The organism is Mycobacterium sp. (genome assembly GCF_049647605.1).
Lineage (GTDB): Bacteria > Actinomycetota > Actinomycetes > Mycobacteriales > Mycobacteriaceae > Mycobacterium.
This window is the reverse complement of sequence record NZ_JBARXZ010000188.1, coordinates 1-14,712: the sequence shown is the minus strand read 5'-3', so window position 1 is coordinate 14,712 and position 14,712 is coordinate 1. Positions and strand designations below refer to the sequence as shown.

24 protein-coding genes are annotated in these 14,712 nt (G+C 64.3%); 12 read left to right on the top strand and 12 right to left on the bottom strand.

What is annotated here, in order from left to right; genetic code table 11:
- Positions 1–26 precede the first annotated feature (26 nt).
- The 4 genes from WBB07_RS24065 to ggt all read right to left on the bottom strand — a co-directional run bounded on the left by WBB07_RS24065 (position 27) and on the right by ggt (position 4,553).
- Positions 27–1,160, bottom strand: coding sequence for a PDR/VanB family oxidoreductase (locus WBB07_RS24065; RefSeq protein WP_526311294.1), 1,134 nt, complete (start codon positions 1,158–1,160; stop codon positions 27–29).
- Positions 1,153–2,052, bottom strand: coding sequence for a metal-dependent hydrolase (locus tag WBB07_RS24060; protein WP_526311292.1), 900 nt, complete (start codon positions 2,050–2,052; stop codon positions 1,153–1,155). Before WBB07_RS24060 ends, WBB07_RS24065 begins: the two co-directional genes overlap by 8 nt.
- Positions 2,053–2,163: 111 nt before the next feature.
- Complete coding sequence (locus tag WBB07_RS24055) at positions 2,164–2,598, bottom strand: VOC family protein (protein ID WP_526311356.1); 435 nt, start codon at positions 2,596–2,598, stop codon at positions 2,164–2,166.
- 26 nt (positions 2,599–2,624) lie between these two features.
- Entirely contained in the window at positions 2,625–4,553 is a 1,929-nt protein-coding gene (ggt, locus tag WBB07_RS24050) for a gamma-glutamyltransferase (protein WP_526311290.1), read from the bottom strand.
- Between the two features lie 136 nt (positions 4,554–4,689).
- Here ggt and WBB07_RS24045 point away from each other — a divergent pair, with 136 nt between their 5' ends.
- The 4 genes from WBB07_RS24045 to WBB07_RS24030 all read left to right on the top strand — a co-directional run bounded on the left by WBB07_RS24045 (position 4,690) and on the right by WBB07_RS24030 (position 6,678).
- Complete coding sequence (locus WBB07_RS24045; protein WP_526311288.1) at positions 4,690–5,343, top strand: SGNH/GDSL hydrolase family protein; 654 nt, start codon at positions 4,690–4,692, stop codon at positions 5,341–5,343.
- Positions 5,344–5,646: 303 nt separating this feature from the next.
- On the top strand, positions 5,647–6,246 hold the full coding sequence (locus WBB07_RS24040; protein WP_526311286.1) for a molecular chaperone DnaJ: 600 nt from the start codon (positions 5,647–5,649) through the stop codon (positions 6,244–6,246).
- Positions 6,246–6,500 (top strand): hypothetical protein, encoded by a 255-nt coding sequence (locus WBB07_RS24035; RefSeq protein WP_526311284.1) that lies wholly within the window; start codon positions 6,246–6,248, stop codon positions 6,498–6,500. Before WBB07_RS24040 ends, WBB07_RS24035 begins: the two co-directional genes overlap by 1 nt.
- Positions 6,501–6,510: 10 nt before the next feature.
- The gene (locus WBB07_RS24030) at positions 6,511–6,678 is read left to right on the top strand and encodes a hypothetical protein (RefSeq protein ID WP_526311283.1); all 168 of its coding nucleotides are present in this window, start codon (positions 6,511–6,513) and stop codon (positions 6,676–6,678) included.
- A gap of 278 nt (positions 6,679–6,956) precedes the next feature.
- Here the strand turns inward: WBB07_RS24030 and WBB07_RS24025 are convergent, their stop codons facing one another.
- From WBB07_RS24025 to WBB07_RS23990, 8 genes are all read right to left on the bottom strand, one after another.
- The gene (locus WBB07_RS24025; RefSeq protein WP_526311281.1) at positions 6,957–7,322 is read right to left on the bottom strand and encodes a hypothetical protein; all 366 of its coding nucleotides are present in this window, start codon (positions 7,320–7,322) and stop codon (positions 6,957–6,959) included.
- Positions 7,319–7,636 (bottom strand): DUF732 domain-containing protein, encoded by a 318-nt coding sequence (locus WBB07_RS24020; protein ID WP_526311279.1) that lies wholly within the window; start codon positions 7,634–7,636, stop codon positions 7,319–7,321. The genes WBB07_RS24025 and WBB07_RS24020 overlap by 4 nt, the downstream gene beginning before the upstream one ends.
- A 23-nt stretch (positions 7,637–7,659) precedes the next feature.
- Positions 7,660–8,001 carry a hypothetical protein gene (locus WBB07_RS24015; protein ID WP_526311277.1) on the bottom strand — a complete coding sequence of 114 codons (342 nt, stop codon included), beginning with the start codon at positions 7,999–8,001 and terminating at the stop codon, positions 7,660–7,662.
- 69 nt (positions 8,002–8,070) lie between these two features.
- Positions 8,071–8,709 (bottom strand): hypothetical protein, encoded by a 639-nt coding sequence (locus WBB07_RS24010; protein WP_526311275.1) that lies wholly within the window; start codon positions 8,707–8,709, stop codon positions 8,071–8,073.
- Entirely contained in the window at positions 8,706–8,954 is a 249-nt protein-coding gene (locus WBB07_RS24005) for a hypothetical protein (RefSeq protein WP_526311273.1), read from the bottom strand. Before WBB07_RS24005 ends, WBB07_RS24010 begins: the two co-directional genes overlap by 4 nt.
- 109 nt (positions 8,955–9,063) lie before the next feature.
- Positions 9,064–9,351, bottom strand: coding sequence for a helix-turn-helix domain-containing protein (locus WBB07_RS24000; protein ID WP_526311271.1), 288 nt, complete (start codon positions 9,349–9,351; stop codon positions 9,064–9,066).
- On the bottom strand, positions 9,348–10,217 hold the full coding sequence (locus WBB07_RS23995; RefSeq protein WP_526311269.1) for a phage antirepressor KilAC domain-containing protein: 870 nt from the start codon (positions 10,215–10,217) through the stop codon (positions 9,348–9,350). The genes WBB07_RS24000 and WBB07_RS23995 overlap by 4 nt, the downstream gene beginning before the upstream one ends.
- The gene (locus tag WBB07_RS23990; RefSeq protein WP_526311354.1) at positions 10,214–10,495 is read right to left on the bottom strand and encodes a helix-turn-helix domain-containing protein; all 282 of its coding nucleotides are present in this window, start codon (positions 10,493–10,495) and stop codon (positions 10,214–10,216) included. The genes WBB07_RS23995 and WBB07_RS23990 overlap by 4 nt, the downstream gene beginning before the upstream one ends.
- A gap of 196 nt (positions 10,496–10,691) precedes the next feature.
- Here WBB07_RS23990 and WBB07_RS23985 point away from each other — a divergent pair, with 196 nt between their 5' ends.
- The 8 genes from WBB07_RS23985 to WBB07_RS23950 all read left to right on the top strand — a co-directional run bounded on the left by WBB07_RS23985 (position 10,692) and on the right by WBB07_RS23950 (position 14,510).
- A complete protein-coding gene (locus WBB07_RS23985; RefSeq protein WP_526311267.1) occupies positions 10,692–11,756 on the top strand; it encodes a helix-turn-helix domain-containing protein in 1,065 nt (354 codons plus the stop codon).
- Positions 11,753–12,229 (top strand): hypothetical protein, encoded by a 477-nt coding sequence (locus tag WBB07_RS23980; RefSeq protein WP_526311265.1) that lies wholly within the window; start codon positions 11,753–11,755, stop codon positions 12,227–12,229. Before WBB07_RS23985 ends, WBB07_RS23980 begins: the two co-directional genes overlap by 4 nt.
- A 41-nt stretch (positions 12,230–12,270) precedes the next feature.
- On the top strand, positions 12,271–12,675 hold the full coding sequence (gene relB / locus WBB07_RS23975) for a type II toxin-antitoxin system RelB family anti-toxin (protein WP_526311263.1): 405 nt from the start codon (positions 12,271–12,273) through the stop codon (positions 12,673–12,675).
- Positions 12,676–12,690: 15 nt separating this feature from the next.
- Positions 12,691–13,155, top strand: a complete 465-nt coding sequence (locus tag WBB07_RS23970; RefSeq protein ID WP_526311261.1) for a hypothetical protein — start codon at positions 12,691–12,693, stop codon at positions 13,153–13,155.
- Between the two features lie 147 nt (positions 13,156–13,302).
- Positions 13,303–13,650, top strand: a complete 348-nt coding sequence (locus WBB07_RS23965) for a hypothetical protein (RefSeq protein WP_526311259.1) — start codon at positions 13,303–13,305, stop codon at positions 13,648–13,650.
- The gene (locus WBB07_RS23960; RefSeq protein ID WP_526311257.1) at positions 13,632–13,979 is read left to right on the top strand and encodes a DUF3263 domain-containing protein; all 348 of its coding nucleotides are present in this window, start codon (positions 13,632–13,634) and stop codon (positions 13,977–13,979) included. The genes WBB07_RS23965 and WBB07_RS23960 overlap by 19 nt, the downstream gene beginning before the upstream one ends.
- Entirely contained in the window at positions 13,909–14,226 is a 318-nt protein-coding gene (locus WBB07_RS23955; protein WP_526311255.1) for a WXG100 family type VII secretion target, read from the top strand. Before WBB07_RS23960 ends, WBB07_RS23955 begins: the two co-directional genes overlap by 71 nt.
- A complete protein-coding gene (locus WBB07_RS23950) occupies positions 14,223–14,510 on the top strand; it encodes a WXG100 family type VII secretion target (RefSeq protein ID WP_526311253.1) in 288 nt (95 codons plus the stop codon). The genes WBB07_RS23955 and WBB07_RS23950 overlap by 4 nt, the downstream gene beginning before the upstream one ends.
- The last annotated feature ends 202 nt before the right edge of the window (positions 14,511–14,712 follow it).

Here is a 14,712-nt window from a genome sequence, read left to right as displayed (position 1 = left end):
CCTATCGACTGCCGCGCACCCGGGCCTCACACGTCGAGAACCAACCGGCCGTTGCCCCGGGACACGCACACCAGCATCTGACCCGACTTTCGTTGCGTCTCGGTCAGTAGGTGGTCGCGATGATCGACCTCACCGGCGATCACCCGTTGCACACAGGTGCCGCAGAAACCTTGCCGGCAGGAGTAGCTGATGTTCGGCCGGGCGTCCCGCAGCGCCGCCAGCGCACTCCGGTCACCGGCAACCTGGACCACCTGCCCGGTGTGCACAAGCTCCATGTCGAAGACAGCGCCGTCGGCCACCGGCAACGGCGAGAAGCGTTCGACATGCAACTCGGTGGCCTCGTCGACCGTCCGGCGCACCAGCTCGATCATCGGCGGCGGCCCACAGACAAACACCGAAGTATTGCCCTCGCTACCGGCCAGAAGCTCTGCCGCCGAAGGTATTCCATGCTCGGCGTCGGTGCGGATCCAGACGTCGCCACCGAGCGCTTCCAGCTCGTCGAGAAACGGCATGCTGGCCCGGTGCCGACCGGTGTAACACATGGACCAGGGCACGCCGAGCGAGGCCGCCAGGCGCGCCATCGGCAGCAACGGGGTGATCCCGATGCCACCGGCGATGAAGTGCACCTTCTCGGTGCGTGATGCCGATCCGGGCAACGGCATCATGAAAGCGTTACGGGGGGCGCTGATGTCAATGGTGTGTCCGACATCCAACAAATGCATCTCGATCGAACCGCCGCCGCCGCAGGCGATCCGTCGCACCGCAATCCGGTACTGCCGCCGCGCATCGGGTTCACCACACAGCGAGTACTGCCGGATACGCCCCGACGGCAGCTGGACGTCGATGTGCGCGCCCGGATGCCACCGGTGCACGGGCCCGCCATCGAGCGGCGCCAACGTCAGCTCCACCACGTCGTCGTCGGTGGCGACCAGCCGTCGTCGCGTCACCACCATCGTCCGACGGTTGGGCACCACCGGCGGTTCCGGCAGCTCGGCATCGCCGCCGAGTCGCATCACCACTGACAGGAAATGTGGGACCACGGTTCCCACGATGCGGATCAGCAGGTCCGGTGAGCCGGTGCGGTACAGGCTTTCCGGGGGTTCACCGCCGTACGGCCTCAACACCTCGCGCGCCCGCCGGAGCAGCCGGCCGTCAGCCATGGACTGCGCGTGCCGCGGGCGAGCTCGCCAGGTAGGCGACCGCCTGTGCGGTGTCGCCCTCGTCAGCCGGGTTGTAGTCACGCCGCAGTAGGTGCAACCCCGACCGAATGACAAACCCGGCCGACGGCAGCGCACCGCGCTTGCCGGAGGCCCGTAATTTCCAGGCCAGCCGCAGGTATCCCAGGTTCGGCAAGGCCGGGTCCTCACGGACCAGGAACTTTGTGCCCCGCAACACCATCGCGAAGAAGACGGCGCTGACCACCACACCGGCCAGGGCCTGTGCGAGGTGGTCCATGTCGAAGTACTTCGCCACGTTGTAGGAGACGTGGCGGTGCTCGACCTCCTCGGCACCGTGCCAGCGGTACAGGTCGCAGAGCGTCGGATCGACACCCATGTCGTCCCACGAGTTGTTCAGCGACCAGTCGCCGAGGATCCCGGTGAAGTGTTCGGCGGCATTGAGTGCGTGTGTGCCCGAGGCCAGCGCCTTACGCCGATTGGCTGGTGTGGCGCCGGCGACCCGCTGTTCATACTGACCCGCCACCCACTCGAGCTGCCGGGTGAACGGCTCCGGATCTATCCCGTGCCGGCGCAGATATCCGACCAGCACGTCGTCGTGGGTCTTGGCGTGCACCGCCTCCTGACCGATGAAGCCGATGATCTCCTCACGCAGCCGCTCATCCCGGACATACGCCAGCGAGTCCGACAGCAAGGTGGCGAACCAGCGCTCCGCCACCGGCAGGAACAGGTTCAACGCGGTCACCGCATGTGAGGCATAGGGGTCACCCGGGATCCAATGCAACGGGCAGGCACCCCAGTCGAACTGCACATTCCGCGGTCGCAGGGCCACTTCTTCCGGAGCGAACCTGTCCGCCCCCTGGTGTTCGCCAGCCACCTGAGCCTCCCTGCGTCTGCTCACACTCGAGCCGCGTACGTCAACCGTCCGCCGACAGGGATTGACCGATTCCGATCTGCTAAACCGTGGCTCGAAATGTGGGAGTGGGCGTCAGCCGCTGACAAAGAGTTCGAGTTGGATGTTGTCGGGATCGCGGAAGACCACGGTGGCAAATTCGAACGGCACCTGCCCCTCGCGGATACCGGAATGCTCGATCCCGAGTTCCTCGAGCCAGTCGATCCATGCCTGCAGATCCCGGCGGTTCGCCACGTTCAACGCGATGTGATCGAGTCCGGTGCGGGCCTCCTCGAACGGCCTGCCATCGTTTCCGGTATTGGTGTGCAGACCGATGATGACACCGGAGCGTGGCTCGACCAGCAGCTCGCCGTAACCGGTGTCCTCGCAACCGAAGTGGGGGAACTTGACCGGTATCCGATCGGCTCCCAGCAACCGCTGATACCACACGATGCTGGCTTCGATATCGGTCACAGTGATGGAAAAGTGGTGGATCCCGGTAACTGCGGGAGCCTGCGATTCGCCCATCATGGCAGTGTCGCAGCCCGACGCCCAACTCACGTCGTATCGCCCATCACCACACCTTCGCGGCGCGGATCGGCGCCACCGATCCAACCCGGATCGCCGCGCACGATCACCGACAGCCCGCTGGATTGGTCATCGAGGTCGACTTCGTGCCCGAGTTCGCGCAGCCCCTGCACCAGCGGGTCATGTGCCCCGTTGTCGGAGGTGTTGATGTCAGGATGCTCTCCCCCGACATTGGTCGCCGGCGAGTTCGCGGCCCCGAAGTTCACCGCCGAGACCGCCTGTTGGGCGTCGAGATCCCAATCCAGCATCGACACAAGCGTTTTGACAACAAACTGAATGATGACCGAGCCGCCCGGCGAACCCACCACCGCATACAGCGGCCCGCGACCCGAGGCGGCCCGGTCGAACACCAGCGTGGGCGCCATCGAGCTGCGTGGCCGTTTGCCCGGCTGCACCCGGTTGGCCACCGGTGCGCCGTCCTTGCCGACCGGCTCCGCCGAGAAGTCCGTGAGCTGGTTGTTCAGCAGAAATCCGTCGACCATGTGGAACGATCCGAACGCCGATTCCACGGTGGTGGTGAACGACGCGGCATTTCCCTGATCATCGACGACACTGATGTGGCTGGTGCCGTGTTCGGGTACCGCGGGCCCCGGGGCGGCAGGAATACCGAAGTCGCCGGGCTGGGCCTCCCCCATGGAGTGCTGCTGCGAGATCAGAGCCGCCCGCCCTTTCAGGTACTCACTACCCAGCAATGTCTCCGATGTGCCCGCCGGCAGGGGTACAAAGTCGGTGTCGGCGACGTACTTGTCGCGGTCGGCGTAGGCCAGCCGCTCCGCCTCAGCGACCAGGTGCACCCCCATCACCGACGGGCGACCACCATTGAGGTCGACGTCGGTGGGGCCGTATTCGTTCATCGGGAAGTTCTCGAGGATCCCCAGTGTCGAAGCGACGGCGATACCTCCCGAGGACGGCGGCGGCATCCCGCAGATCTCTTTTCCCCGGTAGCTGGTACACAGCGCGTCGCGCTTCTTGGCGGTGTAGCCGGCGAGATCCTCGACCGTCATCAGGCTCGGTGTCCGGCCACCCGTGGTGTCCGCCGCGGCAGCCACGATGGCTTCGGCGACCGCGCCCCCGTAGAAGCCTTCGGCCCCGTCGGTGGCGATGACCCCCAACGTCTTTGCGTACGCCGGGTTGGTCAGCTGGGTTCCCTCGGTTTTGGCCGAACCGTCGGCGTTGAGGAAGTACTGCCCCGCCTGGGAGTCGAGCCGAAGCTGCGGCGCGGCGTCGGCGATGGCGGCCGCCATCCGGGAGCTGATGCCAAACCCACTGTCCGCCAAGGTGATAGCTGGATCAAAAAGGGCTCGCCAGGCCATGCTGCCGTGCTCGTCGTGGACGTCCTGCAGTAGTCGCACCGCACCGGGCACCCCGATGGAGCGCCCCGAACCGCGCGCATCCGGTTGGGGTTCGCTGCGATTGGCGTCGTCGATCCAGCGCAGGTAGTTCTCGGTCGCAGCTGCCGGCGCGGTCTCACGCCCGTCGTACGCCTGCACAGTCCGGGTGGCCGCGTCGTAGTACAACAGGAAGCCGCCGCCGCCGATGCCCGACGACTGCGGCTCGACCAATCCGAGCACCGCCTGCGCGGTGACCAGCGCGTCGGCGGCGTTACCGCCGGCGCTCAGGACATCACAAGCAGCTTCGGTGGCCAACGGGTTGGCGGTGACAACGGCGAAGGTCGCGGTGTGCACCGCGGCCATGTCGCGGCGATAACCGGTGGCGACCTCGGGGTTGGTGTCGGATTCTCCGGCGGGCGCGGATTCGGTGTCCGAGGGGTCCGCTGTCCCGGCGGACACCACCTCACAGGACCCCACCAACGTGGGCGTCGCCGCTCCGTCGCCGCCGCACCCGGCGAGCACCAACATCACCGCCGCAAGCAATACCGTCACTTTCCTGGCTGACATGTGGCCCTCCCTGGTGGTGTTCACCACACTGGCACCGCCCGCTTCCCGGATCAACCCTGTGGTGAGGCTGGGGTCCCGCTGTGTGACGTCGTGGCGCCCAGCGGTTACGGTCCCGCAATCTGCGATGATGCTCGCGATGAATCTCCTGAGATTGCTTGGCGCGCTCTTGATCTGCGCCGCGTTGACGGGCGCGCAAGTACACTCGGCAGACACCGCCGCAGCCGAGCTCGGTCCCTTCCCCGTTGCCGCCTTCATCGGCGATTCCTACGCCGAAGGTGCCGGCGCCTCCAGTAGCGGCACCCGGTGGACATCGCTGGTGGCCGGCCGAATGGGATGGATCGAAGCCAACCTCGGCCTCGGCGGAACCGGCTACTTGAAGACATTCGAGAACAAACCCAACTACTTCGGCCAGCTCGACGCCGTCGCCGCCATGAATCCCGCCATCGTGGTGGTCTCCGGTGGCCAGAACGACCAGGGCCTGCTCACCTCGGATGCCCCCGCACTGTTCGCCGCCGTCGACCAATTCTTCGACCAGCTCCGCTCCCGACTGCCGTTTGCCCGCATCATCGGTGTCGGGCCGTCGTTCCCGGATGCGCTCACTCCCGAGCGCTACGCCTTCGATCAGGTGGTGCGGGAAGCCGTCCGCGGGATCGGCGGGCAGTACATCTCGCTGCTGCGGCCCAGCCCGGTGATCGTGCCTGCGATGGTGACCCCCGACGGAGTGCATGTCAACGACACCGGGCATGCGGCGATCGCCAATCGGGTACTGGCCGAGATGTATCCGGTGTGATCCTCGGGGCACGCCGCCCGATGAGATTACGTTGAAAAAGGAGAACCCCCCACACTGTGGGGGGTTCTCTTGCTCTTTCTGGTGGAGCTGCCGGGAATCGAAGCCGATGCCTTCAGACGCGATCTGGCGCTGACCTGCGGATATAGCAGACCACTGATCCGCCGGTGACCTCCTGCGACCTGGCGAAACCTGGAGAGCTGATGAAAAGTTCATCAAACGACCTGAGCCCCACCTGGCCACGCCTGATCGGCGCCGGCCAATGACGAATTACCCGCCGAACATGACTCTTCGCCCCATCCTGGCGTGGCCACGAGCCGAGACCCGCCACCGGCAACGGTCGCAGTTCTCGGCACCGTGGTCGGCGACGCTCGAGACCTTGGACCGGGAGCTGTACTACCTTGGCCCGGGCCGGGACATGCGAAGGCGGTCCTGCAGATCGCGATGCGTGAGCAGGACTTCCGGCTCGACGGCATGCCGCGCGCGAACGCGGTACCAGCGCACCCCGGGGTGATTCTGAATGTCGAGTCGACGAAGGGACCGCTGTCGTTCCCGTCTGACAAGTTCGACCGCTGGCAGGACAACTTGCGCGCGATCGCACTCGGCCTGGAGGCGCTCCGCAAGATCGACCAGTACGGCATCACCCCGGGCAATGAGCAGTACACCGGTTGGAAGGCGCTTCCGGCGCCCGGCGCGGTGTCGGACACGTTCACCGCTGACGCTGCGGCCGGCTTCCTGCGGTCGCTGGCCGGCGACCAGGGCGACGGCTTGGACCTCAGCACAATGCAGCAGACCTACCGGCGGGCCCGGGCCGCGGCGCACCCCGACCGCAACGACGGCAGCCGGGAGCGGTGGGATCAGGTGGAGGCTGCGGCCAAGGTGCTCACCGCGGCAGGAGCACTCTGATGGCCGGCTTCGTCGTGCTTCTGCTGGCGATCGCGGTGGTCGGCGTGTACTGGAAGTGGATCCTGGTCGCCGTCGTCGTGGTGCTTGCGTGGCGCCGCGGAGTGGAGCTGGTGGATCGGATGCGGATCGCAGCCCAGCAGTGTGCGGCCGCGCACGCCGCACTGATAGCCGACGCCGACGAACAGCACGCCCTGGTGCTCGCCGGCGACCCCCGCGGTGTGCACGGCCGTTGGCCGCCCGCCGATCTGATCTGAGGAGACCACTATGGACCCACACGCAGTGGTGGCTGCGACCCAGGCAATGTGCCGGGAGCTTTACGGCGACAACTTCGACCTGCACGATCACGGCGCGCAAGATCCTGAAGGCAGAGACAGCCTGGAACGTGCCGCCGAAGCAGCGATCGAGGTGTATCTAGAACACACCGGCGGCTGACTCGGCTACTCTCCCCACCCATGGGGGCGACGCACGACGACGATGACGGCTACTTCCCGGACGAGGACTACTACCCCACCCCGCCACCCCAAGAGCCCAAAGCTGCGCGACGAACTTCGCGCGGTGCTCGAACGCGGCATCCGGGTTCAGACGGGCGGGGTCGAGGTGCTTGCGGTACGACAGTGGGCAGGTGCCGCCGGAACCCGGTTCCACGCTGTGTATGACATAGCGGCCGCCATTGAGGGAGATGTGCCGTTTGCAGTGCGGGCAGGGCTGTTTCATTCCGGCGCTCCCCACGTGTCGGTGTCCCAGTGGGGTTTGCGGCCGCCGTCGACGGTCTCGGCGGCGCGGGCCGGACTGTGGACGGTCTCGGTCGTGACCGTGGGCAGGATGCCGTCGCGGTACGCGGCGTAGGGGGTGCCCTCGAACCAGTCGGGGGTCATCTCCTCCGCCGGTGTCGGCAGCGCGTCCAGGATCCGTGCCTGCTGCTCCTGGACGGAGAGAACCAGCCACGCGAGCGCTGCCACGGTGGCGATGCACGCCGCGACGAGACTCCCGGTGACGTTGCCGCCGACCAGAGCAAACAGTGCGTACCCGATCGTGAACGACAGAACGATCAGCGCCGCGGTCTTGGAGTACTTCATGCGCGGACCTGCCCGCCGATGGTGTGCTCCGGGCAGTACGCGGTGACGGATTCGCCGATGAAGTACAGGGCGGTGGTGATGTCGAAGCCGGTGAGGGCGGCGACCTGGATGCCGGTCTCGTAGTGGGTGTCACCCGCGTCGAGGTAGTCGCACACTTCGCCGGCCGCACCGATCGCGGTGGCGGTGTCGGGGAAGGTGAAGCCGCGTTCGGTGATCGCGGCGATGAAGTCACCGTCGGTGTCCGGGTCGGCTTTCGCCGCGGTCATGCCCAGCAGGCCGGGGCCGACCATGCCGACGAAGATCAGCGTGGGCATCGTTGGCCACCATCTCCAGTTCTTCACGCTGCGGCCGCCTTCCGTTCGATGCTGGTTGCGGCGAGGAGTGCGCGGCGCAGCGACGACGCGTACCGGTCTTTCGTCATGCCGAGCGCGCCGCCGATCTCGGCTAGCGAAGCGTTCGGGCGATCGATGCGCGCCTGGAGGATGTCGAGGTACTCCTGTTGGAGCGCCAGGTCGTGGCGGCGGCTCGCGGGGTTGGCCTTCAGCACCGTGACAGCGTGCTGGGCTTTCGCCACGGTGCGCTCGGCTGCGTCACGTGTCCGGTTGAGGTTGCCGGTCAGTAGGTTCTGATGCTGTGCCCTGGCCGTCTGGCTGGGGGCAGCTACACTGCTGGTTGACATCGGGATTTCCTTCCAGTTGGTTCCGTTGTCTTCGGCCTCTCGCCCTGCATGGCGGGAGGCCGATCACGTTCAGTCGCCTTCTGCGGCGAATTGGCTTGCGAGGTCCCGCGCTTCGGGGATCAGCTCATCGAGATAGGCGCGGCGGTTCGCGTCGCACGGCACACCATCGCGGTACAGCTGCAGCTGGTTCGCCAGCGCGGTGATGATGGCGGAGTCGGAGTGGTCGGCGCCCCGGCCCGGTATGGACTCCGAGACGCCGACCCTTTCCCCTGCAACCCCAGCGGCGTGCTGCTGCGAACCACCCGCCGCACCAGGGGAAGTCGTTGTGTGTTGCGGGAACATCTCAGCCGCCGCCGTGCAACGGGCACCCATGTCCTGCATCGCGCCCGGAGCTGGCGCGCTCTTCAGCCTTGGTGGCGGTGGCCACGTCGGTGGCTCGTCAGCATTCGAGAGGGTCCACCCGTCGAGACGGGCGCGACGAGCGTCCGGCACACCGTAGGTCTTGGGTTCGTGGACCTCGTTGGCGGCCTCGAAATCGACGAGCGCCTGCTCAAACTCGTGTTCGAATCCCTGCCCGGTCACCCCGAAGAACGCCATCTGCGCGCGATGGGCCGCCGGTACCGAAACACCGATCTGCACCAGGCGGTCGGCGGCATCGGCCACAACACGCACGAGGCGGGCGGCAGGTGAAGGCTTACCGGCACTCATGACCGCCCGCCGATCGCACCGCTCATCGAAGCGAGGTACTGCAGCCACTCACGGGCGGCTTCCTCGCAGTACACCTCTGCCGCGGGCATACCGATCCGGGCGACGATGTGCCAACTCTCGCTGCGATACCGCGTCGCCGGGTGCTGAACCGCTGTGAAGCGGTGCTCGCCCTCGCCGGTATGGAGAATCCGCGCACCGCCGGGGTTGCTGATGCTCTCGGTTATGACGACTGGTGCGGCGCTCATGACCGTCTGCCGATCCGGCGCTCACGCCGAGCCTGCGCGACAACCGCCACCGCAGCGCAACCGACGCACAGCACGACCAGAATGCCGACCGCGACCCACTCGCCGGCGCTCATGAAGCGAGCCGCCGACGTGAACGAGCGGACAGCCCGTCGGTGAACGACACGACACCGCTGGACGGCGGCGGCAGTGTCGGGACGACGATGGCAGGCCGATCAAGGTTCCGGTGCTTCTCGATCAGGAAATCGACGTCCCCATCGGTCATCCGCCAGACTCGGCCGACGCGAAATCCGCTGAGCTCGCCGCGGTTCAGGCGCCGGGCGAGCCAGCGGACGCCATCTGTCCAGCTGTCAGGCAGCTGCGCGGCGGCAACCTCTTCCAGCGAGTAGGAACGCCTCATGCTGCGCCGCCGATACGACGGGGAATCTCAAGCGTTCCGTTGGCTTCGATATAGCGGACGCAGCGTTCCCAGGCGTATTCCTGTCCGGTCGGGGTCAATACAGGTCGGATGAAGTTGTGTCCGTTGTCTGCGGTCCCCTCAGGGTTGCGGGCATATCCCCTCTCAATGGCCCACGAAGTGGCATGCCCGGTGTCAGTGCGATTTCCGCCGACGAAGAGACCGAGCTTCGAAGTCGAAAGGAATGCCATCACGTGCGCCTGCTTGACTGCGATGCCGTGTGCATCCTGAGCCCACTGCTTGACCTCTCGGAAGAACTGCTGCCGCGTCTTCGTTCCCGATCCCGCGGCATGCGTCTTGGCGCGCTCAACCATCGGCCGCTCGGCTTCACGCTGAGCTTTGGTCAGTTCGTGAGCTTCAACTTCGTCCGCGTAAGCGCGGAGAGCAGCTGGAAGTGTCTTCGGTATTAGGAACGTCGACGAGCCCTCGGCGTTGAGGAGGTAGTCCCGAACCTGGCGTGCGACGTTGGAATCGCGGAGCAGCATCCCGATGCGTAGAACTGCGCGACGCGGATAGAGTCCGACCGAGCGGGACCGCGGGTCCAGATTTGAGAGGGAGCCAAACTCACTTTCAAATTCAGACCGCCCAACGACTCGGTAGCCATCTTCGTCGAGTTCGTCACGGTTCGCCTTGACGTGATAGCGAATTGCTTCCACGTTGACGGCATAGAACTCCGCCAGCATGTCGGTAGTCACGTGCACGTCATCGGGTAGGCAACGAAGCACGCCCACCTTGTCGATGACATCAATGTGGATGGCCAGGGCGTCGCGCTTCGCACGCGCACTCGGAAGCGTTAGGTCGGCGCTCACGCGGCGGAGCCCCGGTCTCGACCCGTAGGACGAGGGGCTTGGCGCGGTGGGCGCACCGGGATCACTGGAGGTCGTAGGGGTCCGTGCCAGACGATCAGTGGATCCAGGCCAAGTGCCTTCGACCACGCAATCAGCAAACGATCGCTGGCCTTCTTGTTGCCGTTCTCCACATTCGAGATCCCCGCGTCAGTGATTTCGACGCCTTGCTCGGCAATTTTCGACGCAAGTTCTGACTGACTTAGCCCGTGAGCGAGGCGAAGATCTTTAATCCGAATCATCGGACCTAGCGGTTCTAGCGCTGGCATAGCGACAACTTTAGACAACTAGCGCTTGTTGTCAACATTAAAGCGCCAGTTTCGCCAGTTTACGTGCTGAATGACAACCTTGTAACTATGTTTTTCGGCGCTGACCTGGCGCTAGACTTGTCAAACCTTGACTAGACCTGTCACGGAACGCGATGGAAGGGTTCGCGCCATGACTGAGAAACCAGCCGAACGCCTCGGCCGCCTGATCCGGGCGCGACGGAAGGAGCTCAAACTCACGCAAGCTGATGTGCAGCAAGCCCACGGACCTTCTCCAGCAACTTTGCGCCTTATAGAGGCCGGCAAGCACAAAGACTTTCGGGCGAGCACCAGCCAACCCCTCGAAACAGTCTTGAAGTGGGAACCCGGAAGCATCGATCGAGTCCTCGCAGGTGGTGCGCCGATCTACAAGATGGTGGGCGTCGCCGAGTTCAAAGAGCGCATGCATACCCAACGTGAGTCGATGACGTCCGAGCAATTGGCAGCATCGGACGCAATCGAGGCGGAACTGCTTAAATCGCGGCGCCGTAACGAGGCATCGAACGTGACTAGCGATTCCCGGACGCTCTCGATACTCCGGGCTAGGCGGACGCCGCCGGATGAGCGAACACCGGAGCAGTGGGACCTAGTTCGTGGCGCCGATGCGGAGCGGGATCGTCTCGCCGTGCTGGCACGGCGCGGCGCTGTAGAGAAGCCGTTGATTGACATCGTTTGGGATGGGCAGCAGCTCGCTGTCGAGAAGGGTGACGCCGATTTTCTGGCGTACGTACGGCAAGTGGAGGCAGCGGTAGTTGGAGTGATTGGGGTTGACCGCCTGGCCGACGGTCTCGATGGAAAAGCACAGGAAGCGCTGATGGTCGAGACCGTTCGTCTCGGCGTCGACCACACAGTTTGGGATGCCGCAGAATGGGCGCGCGAGCACGGAGTGAACTGGGGCGACTTCAACAAGCGATTCATCGAGCTGCTGCGACGCGGGAAGGTGTCGTCGGTTGACGGAGTGACGGATGCCATGGCGGATTTGGTGCCACCGTCTCAAGACACTCTGGACCCTGCGGCCGGATCTGGCGAGTTCCTCCGTGAGATCAAGGGCGGATTTCGCGAGATGGCGGCGCAGGTCGAAGCCAATCCGGAGCAATTCGGCCTGGCTGCCCGCATCGAGCCCGGTTATCGCAAGGGCCAGTCGGAGCAGGGCGACGCCGGCGACGGGGACCAGGATCACGGAGACCACACCGAGTGAGCCGGCAGCCTCGTCAGGAATCAGACCGCATCGGTATCCGACAGTGCAACTGGAAGTACCACGGAGCATTCATAGAGGACCTGAAACGTATTTCCGTTGACGCCCAAACCTGGGCAAGCCTGAAAACGATGCTGAAAAGGGCAGCGGACGGTACGGCTCAGGACGTCAATTGGGAGTACCCGTGTGCTAGCTCTTCCGGCATCGTCGGAGAGTTGAAGCATGATGAGATCGGCGAGGTGAGATACCTCGATACCGACAGCAACCCCGTCGTTGACCAAGCCATGATTCACTATCGAATTTACTTCAACGAACCGACACTGTGCCCCGAAGAACTCTGGGCCATGGGAGGCGGAGCGAAGAGTCACCACCCCGAGTACGTGGGCACCGATCAGCAAACCGACATCGAGCTATCGAGGCTGCGCGCGTCGCAAGTTGATCCGACCGGATGTGACCTCTACAACTTCCCTGTGTAACTGGGCATTGCGTTCCTGAAGGTTACGGTTAACCTTAACGAATGAACCCGCTAGAGCAGTTTGAGGCAGCGTTCGCCGACGACCCGTTCATGCCGCTGCACGAGCACCTGGCCAGCAACGATGATCAGATGCTGGAAGACCTGGTTTCGATGCGCAAAGCGAAGAACCTCAGCCAGGATGTCGTGGCAGACCGCATGAACCGGTCAAAGACGGCGGTTTCGAACTTCGAGCGCCTCGGCGATGACCCGCACCTTTCGACCATTCGTCGGTATGCGGCGGCAGTCGGCGCAACGATCACGACGCATGTCAGCGACTTCGAGGAAACAGATCCGCAACCCTTTAGCGAAGACGTCCTCAAAGTACGGGTTAAGCACATCAAGGTAAAAAAGCGCCAGTCTGCTGACCACACCGCTGACGCCGAACTAGAAGACTGGGCGACCGTCTAGATGAGCCTTCCAGGCGTGAAGGAAGCGTCCTTCCACATCTACGAGAAGAGCGGCCGGCATCACCACCAGAACCATCTCGACGAGAATGTGGCCGACGCCGAGTTCTCGACCATGTTCATTTCAGTGCCCGAACATCTGGGCGTACGGATCCGAATCGCAGACGAGGTATCCCGCGGATCGCTCATTGTCGATGTAGCAGTCATTTACAAGTGGGATCGGCCCGCCACACCCGAGGATGACCTCGATACCTTCGCCATCGAGACGGCGATTCCTCAAGTTCTCAGCTGTGCGTCGGCAGTCTTGGTGGAGGTTGCTGACAGCGTGGCAGCCAAGACGCCTTTCTACGGCGTGGGAGCACTAGAACAAGTCATTGAGGGGTTTCGACAGCGCAGCAGCACCCTCTCGGAGTTGCTCGCCAAAAACATCGAGAAGGCGGAAGCAAGGTCGCGCGAACAGAAACGTCGCCGCAAAAAGGAATAACACCAATGTAATTCGACGACTTGTCAGACCTCTCCCCTACCTTCGGACGCCATGGGGTTGGACATCGTTTGGCATCCGTGGCGCACTCTCAGGCATCACCATGGTCATGTTGAGGTGTCCTGTCGCCATCGGTTACCCGATCACGTCATGGGTTTGCAGCGGGGTGCCCAGATCTGGCTATGCCGGACGATGACGCAGGCCGAGCGGCGCTGCACCCTCACTCATGAGCTCGTTCATCGCGAGCGCGGTCTCGTTCCCGCGGACCCGGCGGCAGCCGAACGTGAAGAGCGCATCGTCGATGAGATCTCCGCTCGCCGGCTCATCACCACGCCGGCACTCGTCGACGGACTCCGTTGGACGCGTCACCGCGGTGAGCTGGCCGATCACTTGTGGGTCGATACCCCCACCTTGGAGACCCGCATGGCAACGCTCGATCCGCTCGAGGTCGCCGAGCTCGAGCACCATCTGGAGGACGGATGGCTGTGGATACCCTGACCAACGAGCAGCGCGCCATGCTCGACCTCGAGGCCCAGTGGTTCAAGACCGCAGGAGCGAAAGAAGACGCGATCCGGGCGATGGGATTGTCGCCGGTGCGGTACTACCAGCGGCTCACTCGTCTGATCGCTGACGAGGCGGCGCTGGCGTGCGACCCGGTGACAGTGAACCGGCTGCGGCGGCTCTCACGGGTAAATTGCAGCGCTACGTCCGATCAGCTTCACTCGTCGTTAACAAGAACACGACACGGGGGGCACCATGGCGTCGATACTGCAGGCTCAATTGGAAGCATTAGCCACGACCGCCGACAGCCTCGCAGACCAAGCTGACCAGCTCGAAAACGAACTCGCGCAGATTGTTCAACACTGGAATGACCTCTCGGCGAAGTGGACCGGCAAAGCCGCATCCGCCTTCGAGCCCCCGTGGAACGACTGGCACGACGGAGCCAAGGTCGTTGCCTCCATCCTGGCCGAAGAATCCGAGCTACTCAGGCAGTCCGTCGCGCTGCTCGTCGAACATGAAACCAATGCCCAGAACGCCATAGGAGGCGTATACCGCAGCGGACGGAACTCATGACCCGCTACACCGTCAACCTTGAACAGCTCTCCGAATTTGCGGATCGCTTGGAGGCGTTCAACAAACGCGCCGACGAGATCGAACTCGCCATCGACCAACAAATCGCAGCCCTCCACGATTCGTGGCTTGGGGAAGGCGCCGATGGCCACATGGACTATCACGCTCGTTGGATGGAGGCGGCCAAGAAGATGCGCGACTCCCTCGCCGAACTGCGGGAGAACGCCGCGAAGGCGCACCGGAATTACACCGGGGTCGCGGAATTGAACACCGCGATGTGGCCATGACCGAACAGGACGTCGACCCAGAAGTCATCTTCGACGCGGCCCGCGTATACACAAGTGTCCAATCCGCGGCGTCGTTGACGGCGCTCATCGAAAGTCCCCAGCTGTGCTCGCTGAAAATCCCCACCTGTGAGCATCGGTCAGTGTAGTGGTTGGCGGGTTCCGGTGGTGGCTCGGCGTAGGGTGTCGGTGGCGGCGTGGTGGT